This is a genomic window from Vibrio sp. St2 (assembly GCF_947311885.1).
GTDB classification, from domain to species: Bacteria; Pseudomonadota; Gammaproteobacteria; order Enterobacterales; family Vibrionaceae; genus Vibrio; species Vibrio coralliilyticus.
The window spans coordinates 188,719-211,183 of record NZ_CAMZNA010000004.1 but is presented as its reverse complement, the minus strand read 5'-3'; the positions used below and the strand labels follow the sequence as shown (position 1 = coordinate 211,183).

Here is a 22,465-nt window from a genome sequence, read left to right as displayed (position 1 = left end):
GTTTTATATTCTAGCAATTTGCAAATTATGTCGACTAGAGAGCTTACATACTTACACGAAATGGGGATTCAAGCCTACGAGCTGACTCACCCAGAGAGATTGCAAGGCTACCGTGCTGAAGGTATTCGTTTGCCTGATGACTGCAAAATGCTCTTGGTTTCGCCTCAAAAACCGGTAGGTGCGACTGCAACTTTGTTTGAGAATATCTTAAAAACGATCAATTTGACGTTGGATCAAACTCGTTACTTAGCCCCTGAACATCTGGTTTTACTCAGCGCTACTAAGGTTGACTGGATCTGGTTCGCAGGCAGTGAAGCCCAGATGGATCTTGGTCTCAAAACGCTTCAATCTCCAAGCCTAAGTGAAATTGACGGCAATCAGCAACACAAACGTGCGCTTTGGCAGCAAATCCAAGCTTTAAAATAGTATGACATTACTTCCTTTAGCAAAAGCTCACCTAGATTCGGTGTATTCAATAGAAACTCAGGCTCATACCCACCCTTGGTCAGAAACGATGATTCGCGATGTAACAAGCAGAGGGGCGTGTCATCATGTGTTGATGGATGACGATAAGGTGGTTGGTTACTTTTATGCTCAGAATATAGTGGGTGAGGTGACTCTTCTGAATATTGCCGTCGACCCCGCTCAGCAAGGTAGAGGATACGGCAAACAACTGATTGAGTCGTTTTTAATTATGTGTGAACAGTTAAAAGCGGAAAGTGCGTGGTTAGAGGTGAGGGAAAGTAATACTCGCGCGGCTAACTTGTATGAGGCGGTAGGCTTTAATGAAGTTGATCGCCGCGTTAACTACTACCCAACGGAGACCGGAAAAGAAGATGCCATTATCATGAGTTACATCTTCTTCTAGATTATTTCTGTACCGCTTTGATGGTAGGAGACCCTTCTACCGGATAGAAATTCGCTTCAAAACGTGAAATTAATTCGGAAGCAGGCAGAGGTTTGTCGAACAGATAGCCTTGGAACTGATCACAACCGAGTTGTTTGAGCGTATTCAATTCGTTGGCATCCTCCACACCTTCCGCGATGACTTCCAGATTGAGCCGTTGTGCGGTCATGATAATGGTATCGACGATCGCTTGGTCACTCTCATCCAAATGAAGTTGGGTGACAAATGAGCGGTCAATTTTAAGTACATCGACTGCTAGGTGTTTTAGATACCTAAGTGAAGAATACCCAGTACCAAAGTCATCGATCGATATTTTGAGGTTGTGCTGCTTAAGCTCACTCATTCTCTGAATTGCACTTTCTACGTTTTCTAAAAGTAAATTCTCAGTGATCTCCAGCTCAATGTGTTCTCCGTCAATGTCTGCCTGAGCGAGGACATCATGAATGTGTTCAACGAAGCTGTTCTGCGAGAATTGCAGCGGGCTGATGTTGATGGCCAAACGGCGGAAGGTATCAGGAAGTACGCCTTGTTTGCGCCAGCGTGAGTATTGGTAGCAGGCCTGCTCGATGATCCAGTTACCAATTTGTAAGATCTGTCCGGTTTCTTCAGCAATTGGCATAAATACGCCGGGAGGCAAAACGCCTTTCTCTGGATGGTTCCAGCGGATCAACGCTTCAACGCCAACGATTTGTTGTGCGCCATTAACCTGAGGCTGGTAATAGAGTTCCAATTGACCTTTATTGAGTGCTTCATGCAAGCCTTTCTCTATCTCTAGGAAAGACTCAACTTGAGCCTGCATTTCAGGCTCATAAAACATGTATTTGTTTCTGCCTGCCACCTTAGCGCGATACAACGCCGTATCCGCCTGACGCAGTACATCAATGTTGGTGCTGTTCACGGATGGGAATATCGAGATACCAACACTGGTTGTGCAGTACAGTAAGTGATCATCAATGGAGTAAGGGTTAGAAATCAAAGCAAGAAGCTGCTGAGCGGTCTCATGAGCTTTATCCGCAGAGATCGAAGGCATCAAGATGGCAAACTCATCGCCGCCGATGCGAGCGGCTGTGTAGTCATCAATGAGCCACGCCTCAATGCGTTTAGAAATCGCTTTTATCAGATGGTCGCCAATCGTGTGACCCAACGAATCGTTAATCGTTTTGAAACGGTCTAAATCGAGGTAGAAAAGCACACCAGATGTATTGGTCTTGTTGGCATTATCGATCGCTTCTTCGAGCATTTGCAGCAGTAAACTACGGTTGGCTAAGCCTGTGAGCGAATCGTAATAAGCCAATTGATTCAGTTTTGCTTCTGCCGCTTCTCTGTCTTTCCATAAATTATGGAATGTTTTCGCCAAGTGTCCGAGTTCATCATCTCGATACAGATTCGGCATTGGAACTTCGGCTTTTTTATCTTGCAGTGAACGAACCCAGTCGATCAACGTCACCAGTGGCTTCGAGAGCTTCTGGTAGAAGAACAACAATAAGATCGTCGTCAGCAAGATATTCCGGAACAGATCAAACAGCAGTATCTGACTGGTCTTGGCGATAAAATCCTTGGCGATATTGGCGCCATTGACCGAGAAACTCAGTGTCCCGACGACAACATGCGAATTGGGTTGATGTAATTCGGTTTTATAGACAGGAGTGGTTGGAGTCAGGTAGCGCGACAGAGCCTCCGTAAACGAACTTTCAAGCGACACACCTCTCTCCCGTTCGGTTAGGGTGTCTCCAAAGTCATCAACGATCGAAACCTGATAGATAGCCCCATCCATCATCAGGCTCGATGCGACCTGCTCAGCGAGTAGCTGATTCAGGTGATAGGCTGCCTGACTGGCATTGGAATAATTTTGTAGCAACTTAAATTGGTAGTGTTCTTCAATCCGCTTTTGCTCCTGATGAAGATCCACCAAAATTTGATACAAGCTGAAAATTATTCCTAGTATCACGGATACTAAAAAAACGGTTTTCGCTTGTCGGAATGCTAATGAATTTATTTTCTTGCTCGCAGGCATAATTTTATATGGTTCCTTCTACTCCTTTAGTTATAGCCCAAATTTATTGATATTTTAATTTGTATCTTGTTTGGATGTGAATTGTTGAGGTTTTATTTGCCTTTGTTGCTCCAAAGAGCAATATAAGGGAGAATACCGCGCAAAACCGAATCAATCTGCCAGCTTATATGTCATGACCAATTTTGGCTACAATCTGGCGTTCATACCGAAGAAGATCCTTTGATGTCAAATACAGCATTTATGGGCGAAGTTTCTAAGCGCAGAACGTTCGCTATCATCTCGCACCCGGATGCGGGTAAGACCACCATTACTGAAAAAGTATTACTTTTTGGACGCGCTATTCAAACCGCAGGTACAGTAAAAGGTCGTGGCTCTGCGCAGCACGCAAAATCTGACTGGATGGAAATGGAAAAAGAGCGTGGTATCTCGGTAACGACCTCGGTGATGCAGTTTCCATACAACGAGTGCCTAGTTAACCTGTTGGATACACCAGGACACGAAGACTTCTCGGAAGATACTTATCGTACCCTAACCGCGGTTGACTCTTGCCTTATGGTCATTGATGCCGCGAAAGGTGTTGAGGATCGTACACGTAAGCTGATGGAAGTTACCCGTCTGCGTGATACGCCAATTGTCACTTTCATGAACAAACTTGACCGTGATATCCGTGATCCAATGGAGCTACTGGACGAGGTTGAAAGTGAGCTAAACATTTCCTGTGCCCCGATTACTTGGCCGATCGGTTGTGGTAAAGAGTTTAAAGGTGTGTACCACATCCATCGCGATGAAACGATTCTCTACTCGACAGGTCAAGGCCACACCATTCAGGATAAGCTGGTTGTTAAGGGGTTGGATAACCCTGAGCTTGATGAGGCTGTTGGTGCTGAGCTAGCGGAGCAGCTACGCGAAGAGCTAGAGCTTGTGATTGGTGCATGCCCTGAGTTTGATCAGGAGTTGTTCCTTGCTGGTGAATTGACGCCAGTATACTTTGGTACCGCACTGGGTAACTTTGGTGTTGACCATATGCTGGATGGTTTAACGGAATGGGCGCCTGCGCCAATGCCGCGTCAAGCGAATGAGCGTCAAGTTGAAGCGAACGAAGAGAAATTCTCTGGCTTCGTATTTAAGATTCAGGCCAACATGGATCCAAAACACCGTGACCGTATTGCTTTCATGCGTATTGTATCTGGTACCTACACACAGGGTATGAAGATGAACCACGTGCGCCTTGGCAAGCAGATCAATATCTCTGATGCGGTAACCTTTATGGCTGGTGACCGCTCTCGTGCTGAAAATGCCTACGCGGGCGATATCATTGGCTTACACAACCACGGTACCATTCAGATTGGTGACACCTTCACTCAAGGTGAAGCGCTGAAATTCGCAGGTATTCCAAACTTTGCGCCTGAGCTATTCCGTCGTATTCGTCTAAGAGATCCATTGAAGCAAAAGCAGTTGCTTAAAGGTCTGGTACAGCTGTCTGAAGAAGGGGCAGTACAGGTATTTCGTCCACTACAAAACAATGACCTGATTGTTGGTGCGGTCGGTGTGCTTCAGTTTGACGTCGTTGTTGCGCGTTTAAAAGCTGAGTACAACGTGGAAGCGATTTATGAGAGCGTTAACGTTGCAACCGCACGTTGGGTTGAGTGTGAAGATGGTAAGAAACTGGATGAGTTCCAGCGTAAGAACCAAACCAACCTCGCCCTAGATGGTGGTGATAACCTGACGTACATTGCGCCAACTATGGTGAACTTAAATTTGGCGAAAGAGCGTTTCCCAGATGTTGAGTTCCGTGCGACTCGCGAACACTAATTTTCATCGTCTTGTTCTAGCGCCAAAGGACTTCACAGCTCTGATTACTCAATACCGCCTTTATCTAAGGCGGTATTTTTGTTTTTAGCAATGAAGATGCTCTTTTAGCCGATTGAAACTAAAAAGGGTTGATGCTCTCACATCAACCCTTTCAAATTGCTAGCTTGTTACTACTTTTTCTTCTTCGCGACTCTCTTTTTGCCTTTAGAAGTAGTTTTTTTCTTGTCGTCTTTTTTCTTCTTAAACACTGGTTTTTTGTGTTTCGGACGAAGCTCTTTAATAAAGCGCTCTTTGATCTCTTCTTTTACGTAGCGAGCCACACGGTCCATCATGGTTTGGTCATGGGCTTCAACTAAAGAGATCGCATTGCCTTTTTTGCCTGCGCGGGCGGTACGGCCGATACGGTGGAGGTACACATCTGCACTGCGTGGCATGTCGTAGTTAATGACATGGCTAACATCTGGCAAGTCGATACCACGGGCAGCGACGTCTGTTGCCAGAAGTACGTTTACGGTACCGTCACGAAAACGCGCAATGGCATTGTTACGACGATCTTGCGGCATTTCGCCCTGAATCCAAGCACACGGAATTTGCGCTTTTTCCAGTTCAACGCGCAGCTCGGCTAATCGTTCACGAGTTTTCAGAAAGACAATAGAGCGCTCAGCTTGGTCGTTGATGATCGTTTTCAATAGCGCTAGTTTATGCGCCATATCATCGGCACGGTGATACCACTGGGCAATCTTTTTACGCTCTCGGCGAGATGGCTCAGCGTCGATCTCAGCAGGTTCTTTAAGCAGATCTGCGGTAAATCCTTCCACGCCTTTGCCTTCCAGCGTTGCAGAGAAGAGCAACGTTTGTTTACGCCAGCGACATTCTGAAGAAAGGCGATCAACTGTCGGGCCAAAGCCCATGTCGAGCATGCGATCCGCTTCATCAAGGATCAGCCATTCAATGGCACGGCAGTCAAAACGTTCCGCTTCGATGTATTCCATCAAACGACCAGGCGTTGCAACAACGATATCTTGTGTCTTAGCGAGAATATCGGCGTGTTCTTGATACTGCACACCACCAGTGATGGTGAAGATGTTCAGATTAGTGTTTTTTGCGAGAGCACGAGCTTGATCAGCGACTTGCATTGCCAACTCGCGAGTAGGAGTCAGGATCAGCACACGAGCAGGCCCCGGCTTACGACGCGGGAAGTCCTGCAAGTATTGTAGAGCTGGCAGAACAAAAGCGGCGGTTTTGCCTGTACCAGTTGGCGCAGAAGCGAGAATGTCTCTGCCGTCCAAAGCTTGTGGAATTGCTTCGGCCTGGATCTGGGTTGGGCGGGTATAACCCATTTCTTCGATTGCAACGAGCAGGTTTTCATCTAGCTCTAGTTCAGCAAAATTTTTGATCACTCTGGTGTCTCCACAAGCTGGTAAGTGAGAACGATAAATTTAAGGGGACGTATTATAGAGGGTTCGGTGATAAGGATCACACCTTAATTTCTACATCTTTAAATAAAACGCTTTAGTTAATGCGACGAATTCATCGCTGTAGCCATTATCCTTTTGAATTATCAGTTTTTCTGTCTTGGCGTTTGATGTGTATTGGCTAAGTTGAATCAGCAAGCGGCCAACGGGTTTCTTGGCTGTTGGCTGTACTTCACATAAACCCGCCAGATGCCAACCAAGTGTTTCTGCCAAGGAGATAAACATACGTCCTTCTGCTTCTGGGAGGACAAACCAAGCCTGGCCCTCAGCGCTCAGTAACTTAAAACAGCGTTCAAGCAAAGCTTCGTGGCTCAAGGTTAAGGTATGCCTTGCGGTCGCTCGTTGCTGGTTTTGGGCGTGCTCTCCTGAATTGAAATACGGCGGATTACATACAATAGCGTCATAGCGTGTTCCGAATGGAAAGTTGAGCACGTCGCCTTCCAGTAGTGTTAGTCGGGAAGACCAAGGAGAAGAGGTGAAGTTCTCTTTCGCGGCCTGCAACGCGTGCTGATCAATATCGATCGCGTCAATGACACAGTCAGGGTTTCGCTGTGCACACATTAAAGCCAATAAACCTGTGCCTGTTCCAATATCTAAAAGGGTATTTGCTTGTTTAATGCCGCACCACGCACCGAGTAAGACGCCATCGGTGCTGACAGGCATACCCGAGTAACCACCAGCAATTTTAAACTGCTTGAATGAAAAGTCTTTTGTCTTGGATTGGGTGTTTTTCATTTTATTCTGCATGTGGTTATTAATTGAGTGATTAAGTCTATTGTTGGATCTTTGTATGGTCTTTTGTTCTACCTATGTTGCATTTGTTTGATTTATTGATCCAGATATTAAACTGATTAATTCTATTGTTATAGTTGATATCACTGGTTTTTGATTGAAAGTATAAATTTATATGGTGTTTTTTGCCCTAGGGTTGCGGTTGGGTGTGTGTTTCGTCATTATTCGCCTCCAAATTTATAGATTGGGTAGCCAACTCGGACTGCTCAGCATGCACAACATCAATCAAAATAATTAAAGGGTCTCTTGTGAATCAGACTTTAAAATTAACAGATATTATCGCGGTAGGCTTTATGCTTTTCGCTTTCTTCTTAGGTGCGGGTAATATTATTTTCCCCCCACTAGCAGGACAGCTTGCAGGTGAGAATCTCGTACCTGCTATGACAGGTTTTCTTCTAACGGCGGTAGGCCTCCCTCTTATTACTATCGTTGCTATCGCCGTTGCCGGTGGTTCTTGGGATCATCTCACCAAAGACTTGCCTAAACGCGTGGCGATGACCATAGCGGTACTGATCTTTATCATTATCGGTCCTGCATTTGCCGCGCCGCGCACAGGTTTAGTGGCTTACGAAATGGCGGTGAAGCCATTTTTTGTTGATGCGGCTCAATCGCACCTGACGATTTTTTCTATCTTGTTCTTTGCTGTGGCCATGTCTTTTGCTTGGTCACAAGGCAAGCTGATTGATGTGATCGGTAAAGTACTGACTCCAGTACTTTTCTTAGGCTTGATTGTGCTTGCTGTCGCTGTGTTTATCGACCCTCAAGGTGAAATGATCGCAGCACAAGGTGAATACCTGACACACCCACTGCAAAAAGGTTTCCTTGAAGGTTATAACACCATGGATACCTTTGCCTCGCTGATGTTCGGTGGGCTTATCGTCGATGCACTTCGTCAAAAAGGCATTTCTGATCAAAAAGCGACCGCAAAATACCTGATCAGAGCCGCATGTGTTGCTGCTGCTGGTTTGGCTTTCGTTTACGTCTCTTTATTCTACCTAGGTGCAACTAGTGCGGCAGTGGCTGCTGGCGCAGACAATGGTGGTGTGATTCTTAGCGTGTACGTTCAATCTCTGTTCGGCCCGTATGGTCAAATTGTATTGTCAGTGATTGTGCTTCTTGCGTGTTTAACGACGGCTATCGGTATTATCTCAGCGTGTTCTGATTACTTTAGCTCACTGACTCCAGTGTCTTACAAAACTTGGGTTGTTGTTAACGGTGTGGCGTGTGCCGTGGTCGCGAATGTTGGTCTTTCTCAACTGATTGCTTTGTCTGTTCCTGTGCTATTCGCGCTATACCCAGTGGCTATCGCTTTGGTTGCACTGACATTTATTCGCAAGATGCTACCAAACCCACAAGTGGCTTACCGTGTTGTAATCCTTGTGTCACTGCTGTTTGCTCTGATTGATGCAGCAAAAGTAGCGGGTGTGGATGTGTCTGCGCTGAATATGCTACCGCTGTTCGATATTGGCATGGGTTGGTTGCTACCAACAATTGCTGCCATGATCTGCATGTTTTTCATTGGAAAATCAGCTCAATCGGAGCTAGCAGAAGAAGCGGCTTAAGCTGAAACGCTCAATAGATAAAAATCCCCTGTCATGCCTCGTGTGACAGGGGATTTTTCGTTGAATCGTCGGCAGGTTGCAGTGCAAAAAATTCCTGTATCTTCGTCACACTTTTCAGTACAATTCTTCGGTTAAATTCTACTCATAAATGTTGAGCAAACATGTTTGAAATCAATCCTATTAAAAACCGCCTTAAGGACGTGTCTGAGCGCACTAATGTCCTGAGGGGGTATCTTTGACTATGACGCTAAGCAAGAGCGTCTAGAAGAAGTCAACGCAGAACTAGAACAACCGGATGTGTGGAACGAACCTGAGCGTGCGCAAGCGCTAGGCAAAGAGCGTTCTGCCCTAGAAGCGGTTGTGGAAACGATTGACCAACTTGAGCAAGGTGTGGAGGACGTTGATGGTCTTCTAGAGCTTGCAGTTGAAGAAGAAGATCAAGAAACCTTCGATGAAATTGAGCCAGAGCTTGCTGAGCTTGAAGCTAAGCTAGAAAAGCTCGAATTCCGTCGTATGTTCTCTGGCGACCATGATGCATCTGACTGCTACATTGATTTGCAGTCAGGCTCTGGTGGTACAGAAGCACAAGACTGGACATCGATGATGCTACGCATGTATTTACGTTGGGCTGAAGCAAAAGGCTTTAAGACGGAAGTGATCGAGGTCTCTGAAGGTGAAGTTGCTGGTCTTAAAGGTGCAACGGTTAAGATCTCCGGCGAATACGCTTATGGTTGGCTACGTACAGAAACAGGTGTTCATCGCTTGGTTCGTAAATCGCCATTCGATTCAAGTGGCCGTCGTCATACATCGTTTGCTTCTGCGTTTATCTACCCAGAGATTGATGACAACATCGATATCGACATTAACCCTTCTGATCTACGTATTGACGTATACCGTGCATCCGGTGCGGGTGGTCAGCACGTTAACACCACGGAATCGGCGGTACGTATTACGCACGTTCCAACCAATACTGTGGTCCAGTGTCAGAATGATCGTTCTCAGCACAAGAACAAAGATCAGGCGATGAAACAGCTTCGTGCGAAGCTTTTTGAATTAGAGATTCAAAAGCAAAATGCAGAGAAGCAAGCCAATGAAGACGCTAAATCGGACATCGGTTGGGGTAGCCAGATTCGTTCGTACGTACTGGATGACTCACGCATCAAAGATCTGCGTACTAGCGTTGAAAACCGCAACACTCAAGCGGTTCTTGACGGCGACCTAGACAAATTTATCGAAGCTAGCCTGAAATCAGGCCTGTAAGCTTTTCACCGAAAAACTATTTTCATAAAGAAAGACAGGATACATCAAAAATGACTGATGCTGTTCAAAACGACAATGTACAAGAAGAGAATAAGCTGATTGCTGAGCGCCGCGCTAAACTGGATCATATCCGTCATAGCTGCAAAGCAAATGGCCACCCAAATGACTTCCGTCGTGAGCACCTAGCTGGCGATCTTCAAGCGGAATTCGGTGAAAAGACGAAAGAAGAGCTAGAAGAGCTAAACCATGTTGTGGCTATCGCTGGACGTGTTATGGCTAAGCGTGGTCCTTTCCTAGCGATTCAAGAAACCTCTGGTCGTATCCAAGCTTACGCTGCAAAAGATGTTCAAAAAGAGCTGAAAGAGAAATACCAAGGCCTAGATATCGGTGACATCATTGGTGTGAAAGGTGCTCTTCACAAGTCAGGTAAAGGCGACCTTTACGTGAACATGGAGTCTTACGAGCTGCTAACGAAAGCACTTCGTCCACTTCCAGAGAAGTTCCACGGTCTGACTGACCAAGAGATGCGTTACCGTCAGCGTTACGTTGACCTAATTGTCAACCAAGACTCACGTGAAGCGTTTATCATCCGTTCTAAGCTGGTATCGGCAATCCGTAACTTCATGAGCTCAAAAGGCTACCTAGAAGTGGAAACGCCAATGATGCACGTGATCCCAGGTGGTGCAACGGCTCGTCCATTCATCACTCACCACAACGCACTAGACATCGACATGTACCTGCGTGTTGCTCCAGAGCTTTACCTGAAGCGTCTAGTGGTTGGTGGCTTTGACCGCGTATTCGAGATCAACCGTAACTTCCGTAACGAAGGTCTATCGCCACGTCACAACCCAGAATTCACTATGATGGAATTCTACCAAGCGTACTCTGACTACAAAGACCTAATGGATCTGACTGAAGAGATGCTAAGCACAGTTGCGATGGACGTTCTGGGTTCAACGTCTATGCCTTACGGTGACGAAACAGTTGAGTTTGGTGGTAAGTACGCTCGCATGAGCATGTTTGAAGCAATCAAACACTACAACCCAGAGCACGCTGAGATCCAGGCGCTAACAGAACAAGACCTTACTAACCGTGACAAGATGGTTGCTATCGCAAAATCGGTACACGTGGAAGTAGAAACGTTCTGGACATGTGGTCAGCTTCTAGAAGAGATCTTTGGTGAGACTGCTGAACCTCAGCTAATTCAACCAACGTTCATCACTGGTTACCCAGCGGATATTTCTCCTCTTGCTCGTCGCAGCGATGACAACCCATTCTTCACAGATCGTTTCGAGTTCTTCATCGGTGGTCGTGAAGTGGCGAATGGCTTCTCAGAGCTTAACGACGCAGAAGACCAAGATGCGCGCTTTAAAGCACAGGTTGATGCGAAAGACGCAGGTGATGATGAAGCTATGTACTACGATGCGGACTACATCACAGCACTTGAGCACGGCTTACCGCCAACGGCAGGTCAAGGTATCGGTATCGATCGTCTAGCGATGCTGTTTACTAACACGCACACTATCCGTGACGTGATTCTGTTCCCAGCGATGCGTCCACAAGCTTAATTGCTAGCTTAAGAACAGCGAAAAGGCCGATATCACTGAGGTGATATCGGTCTTTTTTATGACGTAAAGATCAGAGGTTTTTCACTTCCAGTCCGGCGAGCTGATGCCAGTAACCGTTACATTGGCGTCTATCAATTTTCATCGGACACTGCCCAGATTCGTTAGCCCGAAAATGGTTTAACTCTGAGAAGGTCTCGATACCAAGTGGGCTGAGGCGAACGACATCGACTAATCCCTTCATATTTGGCAAGTCATTGATCAGGTTGTAGCAATATCCTGATTGAGTCTGAATGCCGTTGAGGTTAAACACTTGTTGACCTTCCTGACTGCTGACTTTTATGCCTGTTGGGTATTTGATACAGCAAGTTTCGCAGTCGTCTTTAGCTCGATTTTCTGCACGTGCGGTGAAGCAGCGAGCAGAGTAGGCCAGTGGCAAATAGCCGTGACTGAATACCTCGACTTCAAATTTACCTTTAATACCAATTTCATCACATTGGTTAAGTACATTACCTAACCATTCTCTAGATAGCTCGACTGGCATACACCAACGCGTCATACCCTGTTTAAGAAATAATTTCAGCGTGTGTGCGTTGTAGGTATTCACTGCAGGGCCGACGACAAACGGGACCTTGTGTTCAGAGGCCAGTTGAATGGCGGAGACATCGTTGGCTTCGATAGCAAATTCGCCATTATCAATGTACTTCTTCATGATGTTGACTTCACTAGGCGCTTCAAGCAACGCCATGGTAGACAGAACCACTTGTTTGCCGGATTGATTGAGCGATCTTGCAATATCGATCCAATGTGCTGGCTTCATTTCTCGGCGTTTGGAACAGACGCTCTCGCCAAGGTAAATGATGTCGGCGGAGCTGGATGCGGCTTGCAGATAAAACTCTTCAACATCTTGCTTAGGCCAGAAGTAAAGCAGGGGGCCAAGTGCGTATTTCATCGTGTTTTCCTTTCTGTACTTTACTGCCATTTACGGTGGTAAGCACCGAGGGTTGTCTGAGTGCCTTCTGAGACGTTAGCCAACGCAGCATCCCAAGCTGCTTCAACTTGATAGGCTTCAGGATTGGCTAAGTAGCGGTCGATAGCTGCACGCCAGGTACGAGTCACTTGCTCGACATAAGCGGGGCTTCGTTGACGGCCTTCGATTTTTACAGAAGCCACATTTGCGGCAAACAAGTCTGGCAACATGGAGAGTGTGTTGAGACTGGTGGGTTCTTCCAATGCATGGTAAGCCTGAGTGTGCTTGTCTAACTCTGCTGTGAATCGCCCCTTACATAAAGTGGGGTAGCCGGCATTTTCTCCGTCACCGTAGCGATCAATCAGAATGTTATTGAGTCGCGATTCCAGTCTTTTGTCTGTCTCCTGCCAACGAACAAATTTCGCAGGCGAGCAGGCACCAACAGTATTGGGAGACTCGCCCGTCATATATGAAGAAAGGTAGCAGCGGCCCTCAGACATAATGCACAAGCTGCCGAAGGCGAACACTTCTAGGTCGACATCTTGCGGGATGTTGCGTGACAGCTGCTTGACCTGATGGATAGACAGCACACGCGGCAGCACCACACGTTTAACATTGAAATTTCGTTTATAGAAGTCGATTGCCGCCACATTGGTCGCCGACGCCTGAACTGACAAATGCAGTTCGAGCTCAGGGTATTTGTTGGCGGCGTAATCCAGTACGGCGATATCAGCGATAATTAACGCATCAATGCCACTTTGGGCGGCGCGATCGACGGCGTCAGTCCAGCGATCAAACCCATCCGGATGAGCGAAGGTATTCAGCGCGACGTGAATTTTTTTCTTCTGGTCATGGACGTACTGAACCGCTTTGTCCAGTTTCTTACCAGTGAAGTTAAGACCTGCGAAATGGCGCGCATTGGTATCGTCTTTGAAGCCGATATACACAGCGTCAGCACCGCAGTCGATGGCTGTTTTGAGAGCAGGTAAGTTACCTGCAGGGCAGAGGAGTTCCATTGCGCCTTCCAATCTGTCTTTGCGAAAAATTGCTCCGCATTTTATGAAGGAATATGAACGGCAAGTTTGATGTAAGGCAGGTTTAGGTAAGTTTCTGAGTCAAATACTCATTTAGAGTGAGTTGCGATCAGTTTTTATGGCGACGATGCTGAGCGAAGAGCTCTTCGACTTCTTGCTTTGGTTGCGGGCGATAGAAATGGAAGCCCTGAATCGAGTTACAATTTAGGTTAGAGAGCAGAGTAGCTTGTTGCTGGGTTTCGACCCCTTCTGCAACCACTGTCAGGTTAAGCGATTTACCCAGATTAATGATGTTTTCGATTACCGTTACCTGCTTTGGTAGCGTATCGATGTCATTGATGAACGCGCGGTCAATTTTAAGCTCATCTATCGGGAAACGGGCGAGATAAGAAAGTGATGAGTAGCCGGTACCAAAGTCGTCAATCGATAAAGCAAAGCCAAGCTTTTTAATCGCGTTGAGCATTTGCAGCGTGTGTTCACTGTCGCTCATCACGGCACTTTCGGTCAGCTCAAACGTGATGCAGTTAGGATCAAGCTCTGTGGTACGCAGTAACTTCTCCATATAATCGATCAGTTTTGGATTACCAAATTGTTCTGGCGAAAGGTTGATCGCGACGCGCCCCGGTAGAATGCCTTGAAGTTTCCAGCGCTTAACCGTGCTGAATACTTCTCGCATGACGACTCGACCCAGATGTTCAATTAAGCCTGCTCGTTCAGCGACAGGGATAAAAGCGCCCGGACTAATGTAACCTTCCACAGGGTGTTTCCAGCGGATAAGGGCTTCAGCGCCATTGATGCTAAAATCACGTGCGTTGACCTTAGGTTGATACCACACTTCCAAGCCATTTTGCTGTAAGGCTTTTTGTAGCTCAATTTCCAGCCATAAACGCATACGCGCTTCTTTGTTCATCTGATCATTGAACTTAATCAGGCGGTTACGGCCCCGGTCTTTGGCTTCGTACATCGCGGTGTCGGCGTTTTGCAGCAGAATACGTGCGTCATTTCCATCTCCCGGATACGTCACACTGCCGATAGAACACGCTAAGCGTTTGCTGAAATGGTGCAGATCAAATGGCTGGTTAATGAGTGAGATTATGCGTTCAGCAAGAATCTCCGCCATTCGATTGTTTTCTGGTTCCGGCAATATCAGGCCAAATTCATCGCCTCCTAAATGCCCTACTACCGCATGTTGCGGTAAAAGACGCTTAAGACGAGATGACACTTCTTTAATCACTTTATCACCAATATGGTGACCTAAAGAGTCGTTGATGTTCTTGAAATTATCGATATCGAGGTAGAGCAGTAACAGTGGTGTTTCATTATGAATGAACTGCTCTAGACGTTTGGTAAAACCAAAACGATTGTAGAGGCCAGTTAAAGAATCAATGTGTGCATCTTCTAACGGCTTGTTACTCAAGTGTTTTGGAGTTTCATCGGCATCTTGAATCAGCACCAATTGAGTATTGCTGCCTAGTACCATAGCGTCATCAGCGTGGAGCTGAACACGGCGCTCGAAGCCACATCTTGGGCCAGTCAGACAGGTCAAAGGTGCTTTCGCCAGTGAACTGCTGAGCGATTTACTGAAAATCGTTTTGGTTTTCTCATCGACAAATAGGCGGGAAAGTTCTTCACCTAACAAATCACTGTTATCTTCAAAACCGAGCAAACGCACTGCCGCAGGGTTGGCAGATATGATGCAATCCTCTTCGACCAGTAGCAGACCATCAGGCAACAAAGTGGTGAGTGTTGAGAACTTACCTTCTGATTCTTCTAAAGAACGAACCAGAATATGTTTTTCTGATGTGTCGACCGCATGAAAGGCAACGTATTCAATTTTTTTGTCGATTTCGATGGGGGCTAAGCTGAAATGCAGACTGGTTTCGAGGTCAATTTCGTTCAGCGTGATTTCTGCTTCGAGGGATTCTCCGTTGAAGGCACGCTTATAGTAGGGCTTGAGTTGGTTATAGAAATGCTTACCTAAGGTTTGCGTATCGCTCATACCGATCAGTTCTTGGTTGGATAGGCCTGCGATATCGCAATAGCGACCATTAACCATGGCATAGTTATGCTGGCTATCCAAAATGGCGAAAAAAAACGGGCTGTTCGCCGTTATCTTCGTGAACCAATGCTGTAGTTGTTGCGAAAGCATCAAGGGTATTACCGACTCTCCAAAGAGCAATACGAGTCACAGAGCTGTGAATAGAAGCGATACCAATAACTATAACTGTGATTGCCGCTAGATTAAAGGGCTAGCGGTATCAGACTAATTTTTTGATACACAACAGGAATCGCTCCACCATCATCCATTATGATGACTATCCTATTTACAAAGTAACGGATAACGCTCGTGATTAACAAGATTCGCACCCAGCTAGTTGAAAATGCCGCATCAATTTTGCGATCTCCAGTCCACTTATTACCTAAAAGTGTACAAAAAAAAGTCTTATTAGAGGGGCTAAAAAGCGTTTTTAGAGAGTCTCTTGAGGATGGTGATTTTGAATTTCTAGAAGGTAAGTGGCTGAAAATTGAGATAAAAGATATGCAGCTAAGTTGGTATGTTAGTTACCAAGATAGCCGGCTGATGGTTGCGGATTCAGCCGTTAAAGAAGACGTTGCTTTTCGGGGCAATCTCAATGATCTGGTTTTGATTGCTGGGCGAAAAGAAGATCCTGATACTTTGTTCTTCCAGCGTCGCTTGTCTATAGAAGGAGATACGGAGCTGGGGTTAGAGATAAAGAACTTGATGGACAGCGTCGATTTAGAGCAGCTGCCGAAACCGTTGCAAACACTATTAAATCAACTAGCCGATTTTGTGCAGAAAGGGTTACAATCGCCACTCGCACAAAGTGAGGTTATCAATGCTTATTCGAACTGAAGCTCCGGCTGACATTCTTGCCGTCGACAGGCTACTGAAGTCTGCTTTTGAAACAGAAACTGAAGCAGATTTAGTGATGAGGCTAAGAGAAAACGGACGTAGAACCTTATCATTGGTCGCCTGTAATGATGAAGGAGAGGTGGTTGGGCACGTCATGTTCAGCCCAGTCACATTGAATGGTGAAGACCTCAGTTGGCAGGGTTTGGCTCCACTCGCTATAAAAGCAGACTACCGTCGACAAGGTTTGGCGGCAGAGTTAGTTAAAGAAGGGCTGGAATCGCTAAAAGAGTTTGGCTACCCGGCTTGTGTGGTACTGGGTGAACCTGAGTATTATTCTCGCTTTGGCTTTGAAGCGAGTGAAAAGTACAGCTTTTGTTGTCAGTGGGAAGTGCCTGCAGGCGCATTTCAAGTGTTAGCACTGGCAGAGAATGAGTTTACCGATCGCAGTGGTCGAATTGAATACAGCCCTGAGTTTTCAGCGTTTTAGACAAAATGTACTGGCAAGTAAAAAGAAAAGTATGACTTTTGTCCTTTTTTTGACCGCTTAGTCATCAAGTCGTCTTTTTTTGAAAAATTCTACTTGTCAGCGTAATAACGTTTCGCTAGTATTGCTCGGCCTTCGATAAGGAGGTCGCTAGCCTTGTTCAAAAACATCAAAAATGAGTTTTCGAGCGGCGCTGGCTCAACAATTTGGAACATAGGTGGAAATCATGTTTACAGTTCTACTTGTGATTTACCTGTTGGCAGCGGTTGGTGTAATCGGCCTAGTGCTGATTCAACAAGGTAAAGGCGCAGATATGGGAGCCTCATTCGGTGCAGGCGCATCAAACACAGTGTTTGGCGCAAGCGGCTCAGGTAATTTCCTAACCCGAATGACTGCAATTTTTGCAACAGTATTTTTCATCCTTAGCTTAGTGCTAGGTAACATGTCGACTCATAAAACTGAATCTCAGTGGGTTGACCCGACTCAAGGTCAAGTTATCCAGCAAGCTGATGATGCTGCGAGTGAAGTTCCAGCCCCAACAGGCGACGAAATTCCTCAATAAGCTAAAGATTTAGCTGCCGAGATGGTGAAATTGGTAGACACGCTAGCATGAGGTGCTAGTGCCTTAGGTGTGAGGGTTCGAGTCCCTCTCTCGGCACCATTGTTTACAAACTTGTAAAACACCTTGGAGAGCGTATAATGCTCGACAAGTCGGACGCGGGGTGGAGCAGCTTGGTAGCTCGTCGGGCTCATAACCCGAAGGTCGTCGGTTCAAATCCGGCCCCCGCAACCAATCCTTTACTGGATGTGGACAAGTTTGCACAGTCGCAATAGCAACTGTGAGTTAAGCAAACTTTGATTGCTTAACACATCAGGGTCCAGCATCAAAAAACCCCGACTTTCGGGGTTTTTTGTTATCTGAATTTCTATATTGCAGAAGTTCAGACATTGCTTGGAATTTAAATTGGGCTCTGAGCCCTTTTTTTGTTTCTGGAGTGGTTTAAATGACTGGTTTAGAGAGACAACTTACTGAAATGCTTGAAGCGCCAGTAGCAGCATCAGGTTATGAGTTAGTTGGATTAGAATTTATTCGCGCAGGCGAACATTCAACACTACGTATCTTTATTGACCATGAAAATGGCATCTCTGTGGATGACTGTGCAGAAGTTAGCCGTCAGGTTAGTGCAGTAATGGACGTTGAAGATCCAATCACCGTGGCTTACAACCTAGAAGTGTCTTCTCCAGGTTTAGAAAGACCACTTTTCAAAGCAGCACACTATGAACAATTTATTGGTCACGAGGTAAGCATCGTTTTGAAAATGGCTGTTGGTAACCGTCGTAAGTGGAAAGGTGTTATCCACGCAATCGAAGGTGAAACAGTAACAGTTACTGTGGACGGCAACGCAGAAGAGTTTGCTCTAAGCAACATTTCAAAAGCTAACCTGATCCCTAAATTTTAATTAAGGTCTTAGAGGCTATTTAAAATGAGTAAAGAAATTTTAGCGGTAGCAGAAGCGGTATCGAACGAAAAAGGGGTACCTCGTGAGCGCATCTTTGAAGCCCTAGAGATTGCTCTAGCTACATCTACAAAGAAGAAACACGAAATCGAAATCGATGTTCGTGTTGAAATTGACCGTAAAACGGGTGAGTTCGATACTTTCCGTCGTTGGTTAGTAGTTGAAGAAGTAGAAAGCCCAACAAAAGAAATCTCTCTTGAAGCTGCACAGTTTGATGATGAGACGATTGAGCTTGGTGACTACGTAGAAGATGAAATCGAATCAGTAACGTTTGACCGTATTACTACGCAAACAGCGAAGCAGGTTATCGTACAGAAAGTTCGTGAAGCTGAACGTGCACAGATCGTTGAGCAGTTCATCGACAATGAAGGTGAGCTAGTTACTGGTGTGGTTAAGAAAGTTAACCGCGAAACTATCGTACTTGATCTAGGTAACAACGCTGAAGCGGTAATCCTACGTGATGACCAGCTTCCTCGTGAAAACCACCGCCCGGGTGACCGCGTTCGTGGTCTTCTGTACCGCGTAGCGCCAGAAGCCCGTGGTTTCCAACTATTCATCACTCGTTCTAAGCCAGAAATGCTGGCGGAGCTATTCCGTGTTGAAGTGCCGGAAATTGCAGAAGAGATCATCGAACTGAAAGGTGCGGCTCGTGATCCTGGTTCTCGTGCGAAGATTGCTGTGAAGACTAACGACAAGCGTATCGACCCTGTGGGTGCGTGTGTTGGTATGCGTGGTGCACGTGTACAGGCAGTCTCTGGCGAGCTTGGTGGTGAGCGTATTGATATCGTGCTTTGGGATGATAACCCAGCTCAGTTTGTTATCAATGCAATGGCGCCAGCAGATGTGGCTTCTATCATCGTTGATGAAGATGCTCACGCAATGGATATCGCGGTTGAAGCCGATAACCTAGCACAAGCTATTGGCCGTAATGGTCAAAACGTACGTCTAGCTTCTCAACTAACAGGTTGGGAACTGAACGTAATGACGGTTGAAGATCTGCAGAAGAAACACGCAGAAGAGTCTCAAGCGTCAATTGAAAACTTCATGAAGTACCTAGATATCGAAGAAGATTTCGCTCAGCTGTTAGTTGAAGAAGGCTTCTCTTCTCTTGAAGAGGTAGCTTACGTACCGGTAAACGAACTGCTTGAAGTCGATGGTCTAGACGAAGATCTTGTCGAAGAACTACGTAATCGTGCAAAAGATGCCTTAACTACACTGGCTCTGGCTCAGGAAGAATCTTTTGAAGGCTTAGAGCCTGCAGAAGACCTACTAGCTCTAGAAGGCCTAGAGCGTGAAATGGCATTTAAACTGGCAGCGAAAGGTGTAGCAACACTGGAAGATTTAGCTGACCAGGGTATCGATGATCTCGAAGGTATTGAAGGTCTAACCGAAGAATATGCGGGTGAGCTAATCATGGCAGCACGTAACATCTGTTGGTTCGGCGAAGACGCATAATTTTCAGCAAGGAGAAAGCGGCATGACAAAAATTACTGTTAAGGCACTGAGTGAAGAAATTGGTACACCAGTGGACCGCTTATTAGAGCAACTTGCTGATGCCGGTATGACGAAAGCGGGTACAGATCAGGTTTCTGAAGAAGAGAAGCAGAAGCTTCTTACTCACCTTAAGAAAGAGCACGGCGACACTTCTGGTGAAGCTGAGCCTACTCGCTTAACTCTACAGCGTAAAACTCGCAGCACACTTAGCGTAAACGCAGGTGGCGGCAAGAGTAAGGATGTTCAAGTAGAAGTTCGCAAGAAGCGAACTTATGTGAAGCGCAGCATTATCGAAGACGACGCAAACCGCGAGGCTGAGGAAGCAGCAAAGCGTGAAGCTGAAGAGCTTGCGAAGCGTGAGGCTGAAGAGCTAGCAAAACGTGAAGCTGCAGAGAAAGCACAACGCGAGGCCGAAGAAAAAGCGAAGCGAGAAGCGGACGCAAAACGTGACGCTGAAGAAAAAGCCAAACGCGTACAAGCTGATAAGGCTAAGAAAGACATGAATGCAAAAAATGCGGAAGTGAACACGCAAGCGAAAAAAGAAGCTGACGAACTTAAACGTCGTCAGGAAGAAGAAGCCCAACGTAAAGCGGAACAAGAAGCGGCTAAGCTTGTTGAAGAAGCGCGTAAACTAGCGGAAGAAAATGAAGCTCGTTGGACTGAAGCGGAACAGAAGAAGAAAGAGTTGGAAAACTCTGACTACCATGTAACGACTTCATCATACGCACGTGAAGCGGAAGACGCTGCAGACCGCAAAGAAGAAGGTGGTCGTCGCAAGAAGAAGAAGAAAACTTCTACTAACGATGATCAAAACCGCGGCGGCCGTAACCAGCGTGGTGGAAAAGGCCGCAACAAAGGTAAACTGGCGAAGCCTGCATCAATGCAGCAAGGCTTCGACAAGACAGCTACTGTTGCGAAAGCTGACGTTGTTATCGGTGAAACCATCGTTGTATCAGAACTTGCTAACAAAATGTCTGTAAAAGGCACAGAAGTTATCAAAGTAATGATGAAGATGGGCGCAATGGCGACGATCAACCAGGTTATCGACCAAGAAACAGCACAACTTGTTGCTGAAGAAATGGGTCACAAGGTAATTCTGCGTAAAGAGAATGAGCTAGAAGAAGCAGTACTGTCAGATCGTGACAGCAATGCAGAAGCAGTTCCTCGTGCTCCGGTTGTTACCATCATGGGTCACGTTGACCATGGTAAGACATCGACACTTGACTACATCCGTAAAGCACACGTTGCTTCAGGTGAAGCTGGTGGTATTACACAGCACATCGGTGCATACCACGTTGAAACTGAAAACGGCATGATCACCTTCCTGGATACTCCTGGACACGCGGCGTTTACTGCAATGCGTGCTCGTGGTGCTCAGGCAACAGATATCGTTGTTCTTGTTGTAGCAGCAGACGATGGCGTAATGCCACAGACAATCGAAGCAATCCAGCACGCGAAAGCGGCGGGTGTACCTCTGATTGTTGCAGTGAACAAGATCGATAAAGAAGACGCGAACCCAGATAACGTTAAGAATGAGCTAGCTCAATACGATGTTATTCCTGAGGAGTGGGGCGGTGAGAACATGTTCGTTCACATCTCTGCGAAACAGGGTACAAACATTGAAGGCCTGCTAGAAACTATCCTTCTACAATCTGAAGTTCTTGAGCTGACAGCGGTAGAAGAAGGCATGGCGTCTGGTGTGGTTGTTGAATCTCGCCTGGATAAAGGCCGCGGTCCTGTTGCCACTGTACTGGTTCAGTCTGGTACTCTAAACAAAGGTGATATCCTTCTTTGTGGTCAAGAGTACGGCCGTGTTCGTGCAATGCGTGACGAGAATGGTCAAGAGATTTTCACTGCGGGTCCTTCTATCCCAGTAGAAATCATTGGTCTGTCTGGTGTGCCTGCATCTGGTGACGAAGCGACGGTTGTACGTGATGAGCGTAAAGCACGTGAAGTTGCTAACTACCGTCAAGGTAAATTCCGTGATGTTAAACTAGCACGTCAACAAAAAGCGAAACTAGAGAACATGTTCTCTAACATGGCTGCTGGTGAAGTGGCTGAGCTTAACGTAGTACTTAAAGCAGACGTTCAAGGTTCTGTGGAAGCTATCGCAGACTCGCTACGTAAACTTTCTACTGAAGAAGTGAAAGTGAACATCGTTGGTTCTGGTGTTGGTGGTATTACGGAAACAGATGCCGTTCTAGCGGCTGCGTCTAACGCTATCATCCTAGGTTTCAACGTTCGTGCTGATGCAACAGCTCGTCGTGCAGTCGAAACGGAAAACCTAGACCTGCGCTACTACTCAATCATTTACCAATTGATTGACGAAGTGAAACAAGCAATGGGCGGTATGCTTGCTCCAGAATTCAAGCAAGAAATCATCGGCCTTGCAGAAGTACGTGATGTATTTAAGTCACCTAAACTTGGCGCTATCGCGGGTTGTATGGTTACTGAAGGTACTATTAAGCGTAATAACCCTATTCGTGTACTACGTGAGAACGTGGTTATCTACGAAGGTGAACTAGAGTCACTACGTCGCTTTAAAGACGACGTTCAAGAAGTTAAGAACGGCTACGAATGTGGTATCGGCGTTAAGAACTACAATGATGTTCGCGTTGGTGACCAAATCGAAGTCTTCGAAGTTGTTGAAGTTAAACGTACTCTAGACTAATTGACTAACTTTACCGGCAGTGAGTGTCGGTAA

The 22,465-nt window shown here is 46.2% G+C and carries 18 protein-coding genes and 2 tRNA genes; 14 read left to right on the top strand and 6 right to left on the bottom strand.

Translation table 11 applies throughout. The annotated features are described in order from the left end of the window. Positions 1–27 precede the first annotated feature (27 nt). Together QMA41_RS14675 and rimI are read left to right on the top strand one after the other, a co-directional pair. On the top strand, positions 28–426 hold the full coding sequence (locus QMA41_RS14675) for a DNA polymerase III subunit psi (RefSeq protein WP_281630040.1): 399 nt from the start codon (positions 28–30) through the stop codon (positions 424–426). A gap of 1 nt (position 427) precedes the next feature. Next, entirely contained in the window at positions 428–868 is a 441-nt protein-coding gene (gene rimI / locus QMA41_RS14670) for a ribosomal protein S18-alanine N-acetyltransferase (RefSeq protein WP_281630039.1), read from the top strand. A gap of 1 nt (position 869) precedes the next feature. Here rimI and QMA41_RS14665 read toward each other — a convergent pair whose 3' ends face one another. Further along, entirely contained in the window at positions 870–2,921 is a 2,052-nt protein-coding gene (locus QMA41_RS14665) for an EAL domain-containing protein (protein WP_038163411.1), read from the bottom strand. A 222-nt stretch (positions 2,922–3,143) separates the two neighbouring features. Between QMA41_RS14665 and prfC the strand changes: the two genes are divergently transcribed. Beyond that, the gene (gene prfC / locus QMA41_RS14660) at positions 3,144–4,733 is read left to right on the top strand and encodes a peptide chain release factor 3 (RefSeq protein ID WP_019274456.1); all 1,590 of its coding nucleotides are present in this window, start codon (positions 3,144–3,146) and stop codon (positions 4,731–4,733) included. Between the two features lie 170 nt (positions 4,734–4,903). On the opposite strand, the gene srmB is transcribed toward prfC, so the two are convergent. Then, positions 4,904–6,133, bottom strand: a complete 1,230-nt coding sequence (gene srmB / locus QMA41_RS14655; RefSeq protein WP_281630038.1) for an ATP-dependent RNA helicase SrmB — start codon at positions 6,131–6,133, stop codon at positions 4,904–4,906. A gap of 90 nt (positions 6,134–6,223) precedes the next feature. After that, complete coding sequence (locus QMA41_RS14650) at positions 6,224–6,943, bottom strand: methyltransferase (RefSeq protein ID WP_281630037.1); 720 nt, start codon at positions 6,941–6,943, stop codon at positions 6,224–6,226. Positions 6,944–7,248: 305 nt separating this feature from the next. Between QMA41_RS14650 and brnQ the strand changes: the two genes are divergently transcribed. The 3 genes from brnQ to lysS all read left to right on the top strand — a co-directional run bounded on the left by brnQ (position 7,249) and on the right by lysS (position 11,390). Then, complete coding sequence (gene brnQ, locus QMA41_RS14645; protein WP_006958060.1) at positions 7,249–8,562, top strand: branched-chain amino acid transport system II carrier protein; 1,314 nt, start codon at positions 7,249–7,251, stop codon at positions 8,560–8,562. Between the two features lie 161 nt (positions 8,563–8,723). Further along, a protein-coding gene (gene prfB, locus QMA41_RS14640) for a peptide chain release factor 2 (protein ID WP_096000866.1) occupies positions 8,724–9,822 on the top strand; the annotation gives its coding sequence in 2 pieces (ribosomal slippage) (positions 8,724–8,798 and positions 8,800–9,822; 1,098 coding nt in all). A 50-nt stretch (positions 9,823–9,872) separates the two neighbouring features. Beyond that, the gene (lysS, locus tag QMA41_RS14635; protein ID WP_281630036.1) at positions 9,873–11,390 is read left to right on the top strand and encodes a lysine--tRNA ligase; all 1,518 of its coding nucleotides are present in this window, start codon (positions 9,873–9,875) and stop codon (positions 11,388–11,390) included. A gap of 70 nt (positions 11,391–11,460) precedes the next feature. Here lysS and QMA41_RS14630 read toward each other — a convergent pair whose 3' ends face one another. The 3 genes from QMA41_RS14630 to QMA41_RS14620 all read right to left on the bottom strand — a co-directional run bounded on the left by QMA41_RS14630 (position 11,461) and on the right by QMA41_RS14620 (position 15,540). Beyond that, positions 11,461–12,339 (bottom strand): U32 family peptidase, encoded by an 879-nt coding sequence (locus QMA41_RS14630; RefSeq protein ID WP_281630035.1) that lies wholly within the window; start codon positions 12,337–12,339, stop codon positions 11,461–11,463. Positions 12,340–12,359: 20 nt separating this feature from the next. Beyond that, positions 12,360–13,373 carry a peptidase U32 family protein gene (locus QMA41_RS14625; RefSeq protein WP_281630034.1) on the bottom strand — a complete coding sequence of 338 codons (1,014 nt, stop codon included), beginning with the start codon at positions 13,371–13,373 and terminating at the stop codon, positions 12,360–12,362. 127 nt (positions 13,374–13,500) lie between these two features. Then, entirely contained in the window at positions 13,501–15,540 is a 2,040-nt protein-coding gene (locus QMA41_RS14620) for a bifunctional diguanylate cyclase/phosphodiesterase (protein WP_281630033.1), read from the bottom strand. 198 nt (positions 15,541–15,738) lie between these two features. Between QMA41_RS14620 and QMA41_RS14615 the strand changes: the two genes are divergently transcribed. The 8 genes from QMA41_RS14615 (at position 15,739) to infB (ending at position 22,432) form a co-directional block, all read left to right on the top strand. Further along, the gene (locus tag QMA41_RS14615; RefSeq protein WP_065741212.1) at positions 15,739–16,266 is read left to right on the top strand and encodes an SCP2 domain-containing protein; all 528 of its coding nucleotides are present in this window, start codon (positions 15,739–15,741) and stop codon (positions 16,264–16,266) included. Beyond that, positions 16,250–16,753: an N-acetyltransferase gene (locus QMA41_RS14610; protein ID WP_045987005.1), complete on the top strand. Its 504-nt coding sequence runs from the start codon at positions 16,250–16,252 to the stop codon at positions 16,751–16,753. Before QMA41_RS14615 ends, QMA41_RS14610 begins: the two co-directional genes overlap by 17 nt. Positions 16,754–16,976: 223 nt before the next feature. After that, positions 16,977–17,312, top strand: coding sequence for a preprotein translocase subunit SecG (gene secG, locus QMA41_RS14605; RefSeq protein ID WP_006958051.1), 336 nt, complete (start codon positions 16,977–16,979; stop codon positions 17,310–17,312). Positions 17,313–17,327: 15 nt separating this feature from the next. Further along, positions 17,328–17,411 (top strand) — tRNA-Leu (locus QMA41_RS14600). A gap of 55 nt (positions 17,412–17,466) precedes the next feature. Further along, positions 17,467–17,543 (top strand) — tRNA-Met (locus tag QMA41_RS14595). A gap of 211 nt (positions 17,544–17,754) precedes the next feature. After that, positions 17,755–18,210, top strand: coding sequence for a ribosome maturation factor RimP (gene rimP, locus QMA41_RS14590; RefSeq protein WP_006958050.1), 456 nt, complete (start codon positions 17,755–17,757; stop codon positions 18,208–18,210). A gap of 24 nt (positions 18,211–18,234) precedes the next feature. Further along, the gene (nusA, locus tag QMA41_RS14585; protein WP_019274466.1) at positions 18,235–19,722 is read left to right on the top strand and encodes a transcription termination factor NusA; all 1,488 of its coding nucleotides are present in this window, start codon (positions 18,235–18,237) and stop codon (positions 19,720–19,722) included. Positions 19,723–19,744: 22 nt separating this feature from the next. Then, complete coding sequence (gene infB / locus QMA41_RS14580) at positions 19,745–22,432, top strand: translation initiation factor IF-2 (protein ID WP_019274467.1); 2,688 nt, start codon at positions 19,745–19,747, stop codon at positions 22,430–22,432. Positions 22,433–22,465 lie beyond the last annotated feature (33 nt).

Bases quoted from the DNA above. Each gene is read 5' to 3' on its own strand.
- QMA41_RS14610 (WP_045987005.1), top strand. From the start codon at position 16,250: ATGCTTATTCGAACTGAAGCTCCGGCTGACATTCTTGCCGTCGACAGG.
- nusA (WP_019274466.1), top strand. From the start codon at position 18,235: ATGAGTAAAGAAATTTTAGCGGTAGCAGAAGCGGTATCGAACGAAAAA.
- lysS (WP_281630036.1), top strand. From the start codon at position 9,873: ATGACTGATGCTGTTCAAAACGACAATGTACAAGAAGAGAATAAGCTG.
- QMA41_RS14630 (WP_281630035.1), bottom strand. From the start codon at position 12,339: ATGAAATACGCACTTGGCCCCCTGCTTTACTTCTGGCCTAAGCAAGAT.
- infB (WP_019274467.1), top strand. From the start codon at position 19,745: ATGACAAAAATTACTGTTAAGGCACTGAGTGAAGAAATTGGTACACCA.
- secG (WP_006958051.1), top strand. From the start codon at position 16,977: ATGTTTACAGTTCTACTTGTGATTTACCTGTTGGCAGCGGTTGGTGTA.
- rimI (WP_281630039.1), top strand. From the start codon at position 428: ATGACATTACTTCCTTTAGCAAAAGCTCACCTAGATTCGGTGTATTCA.
- rimP (WP_006958050.1), top strand. From the start codon at position 17,755: ATGACTGGTTTAGAGAGACAACTTACTGAAATGCTTGAAGCGCCAGTA.
- QMA41_RS14650 (WP_281630037.1), bottom strand. From the start codon at position 6,943: ATGAAAAACACCCAATCCAAGACAAAAGACTTTTCATTCAAGCAGTTT.
- QMA41_RS14620 (WP_281630033.1), bottom strand. From the start codon at position 15,540: ATGCTTTCGCAACAACTACAGCATTGGTTCACGAAGATAACGGCGAAC.
- prfC (WP_019274456.1), top strand. From the start codon at position 3,144: ATGTCAAATACAGCATTTATGGGCGAAGTTTCTAAGCGCAGAACGTTC.
- QMA41_RS14675 (WP_281630040.1), top strand. From the start codon at position 28: ATGTCGACTAGAGAGCTTACATACTTACACGAAATGGGGATTCAAGCC.
- QMA41_RS14665 (WP_038163411.1), bottom strand. From the start codon at position 2,921: ATGCCTGCGAGCAAGAAAATAAATTCATTAGCATTCCGACAAGCGAAA.
- QMA41_RS14625 (WP_281630034.1), bottom strand. From the start codon at position 13,373: ATGGAACTCCTCTGCCCTGCAGGTAACTTACCTGCTCTCAAAACAGCC.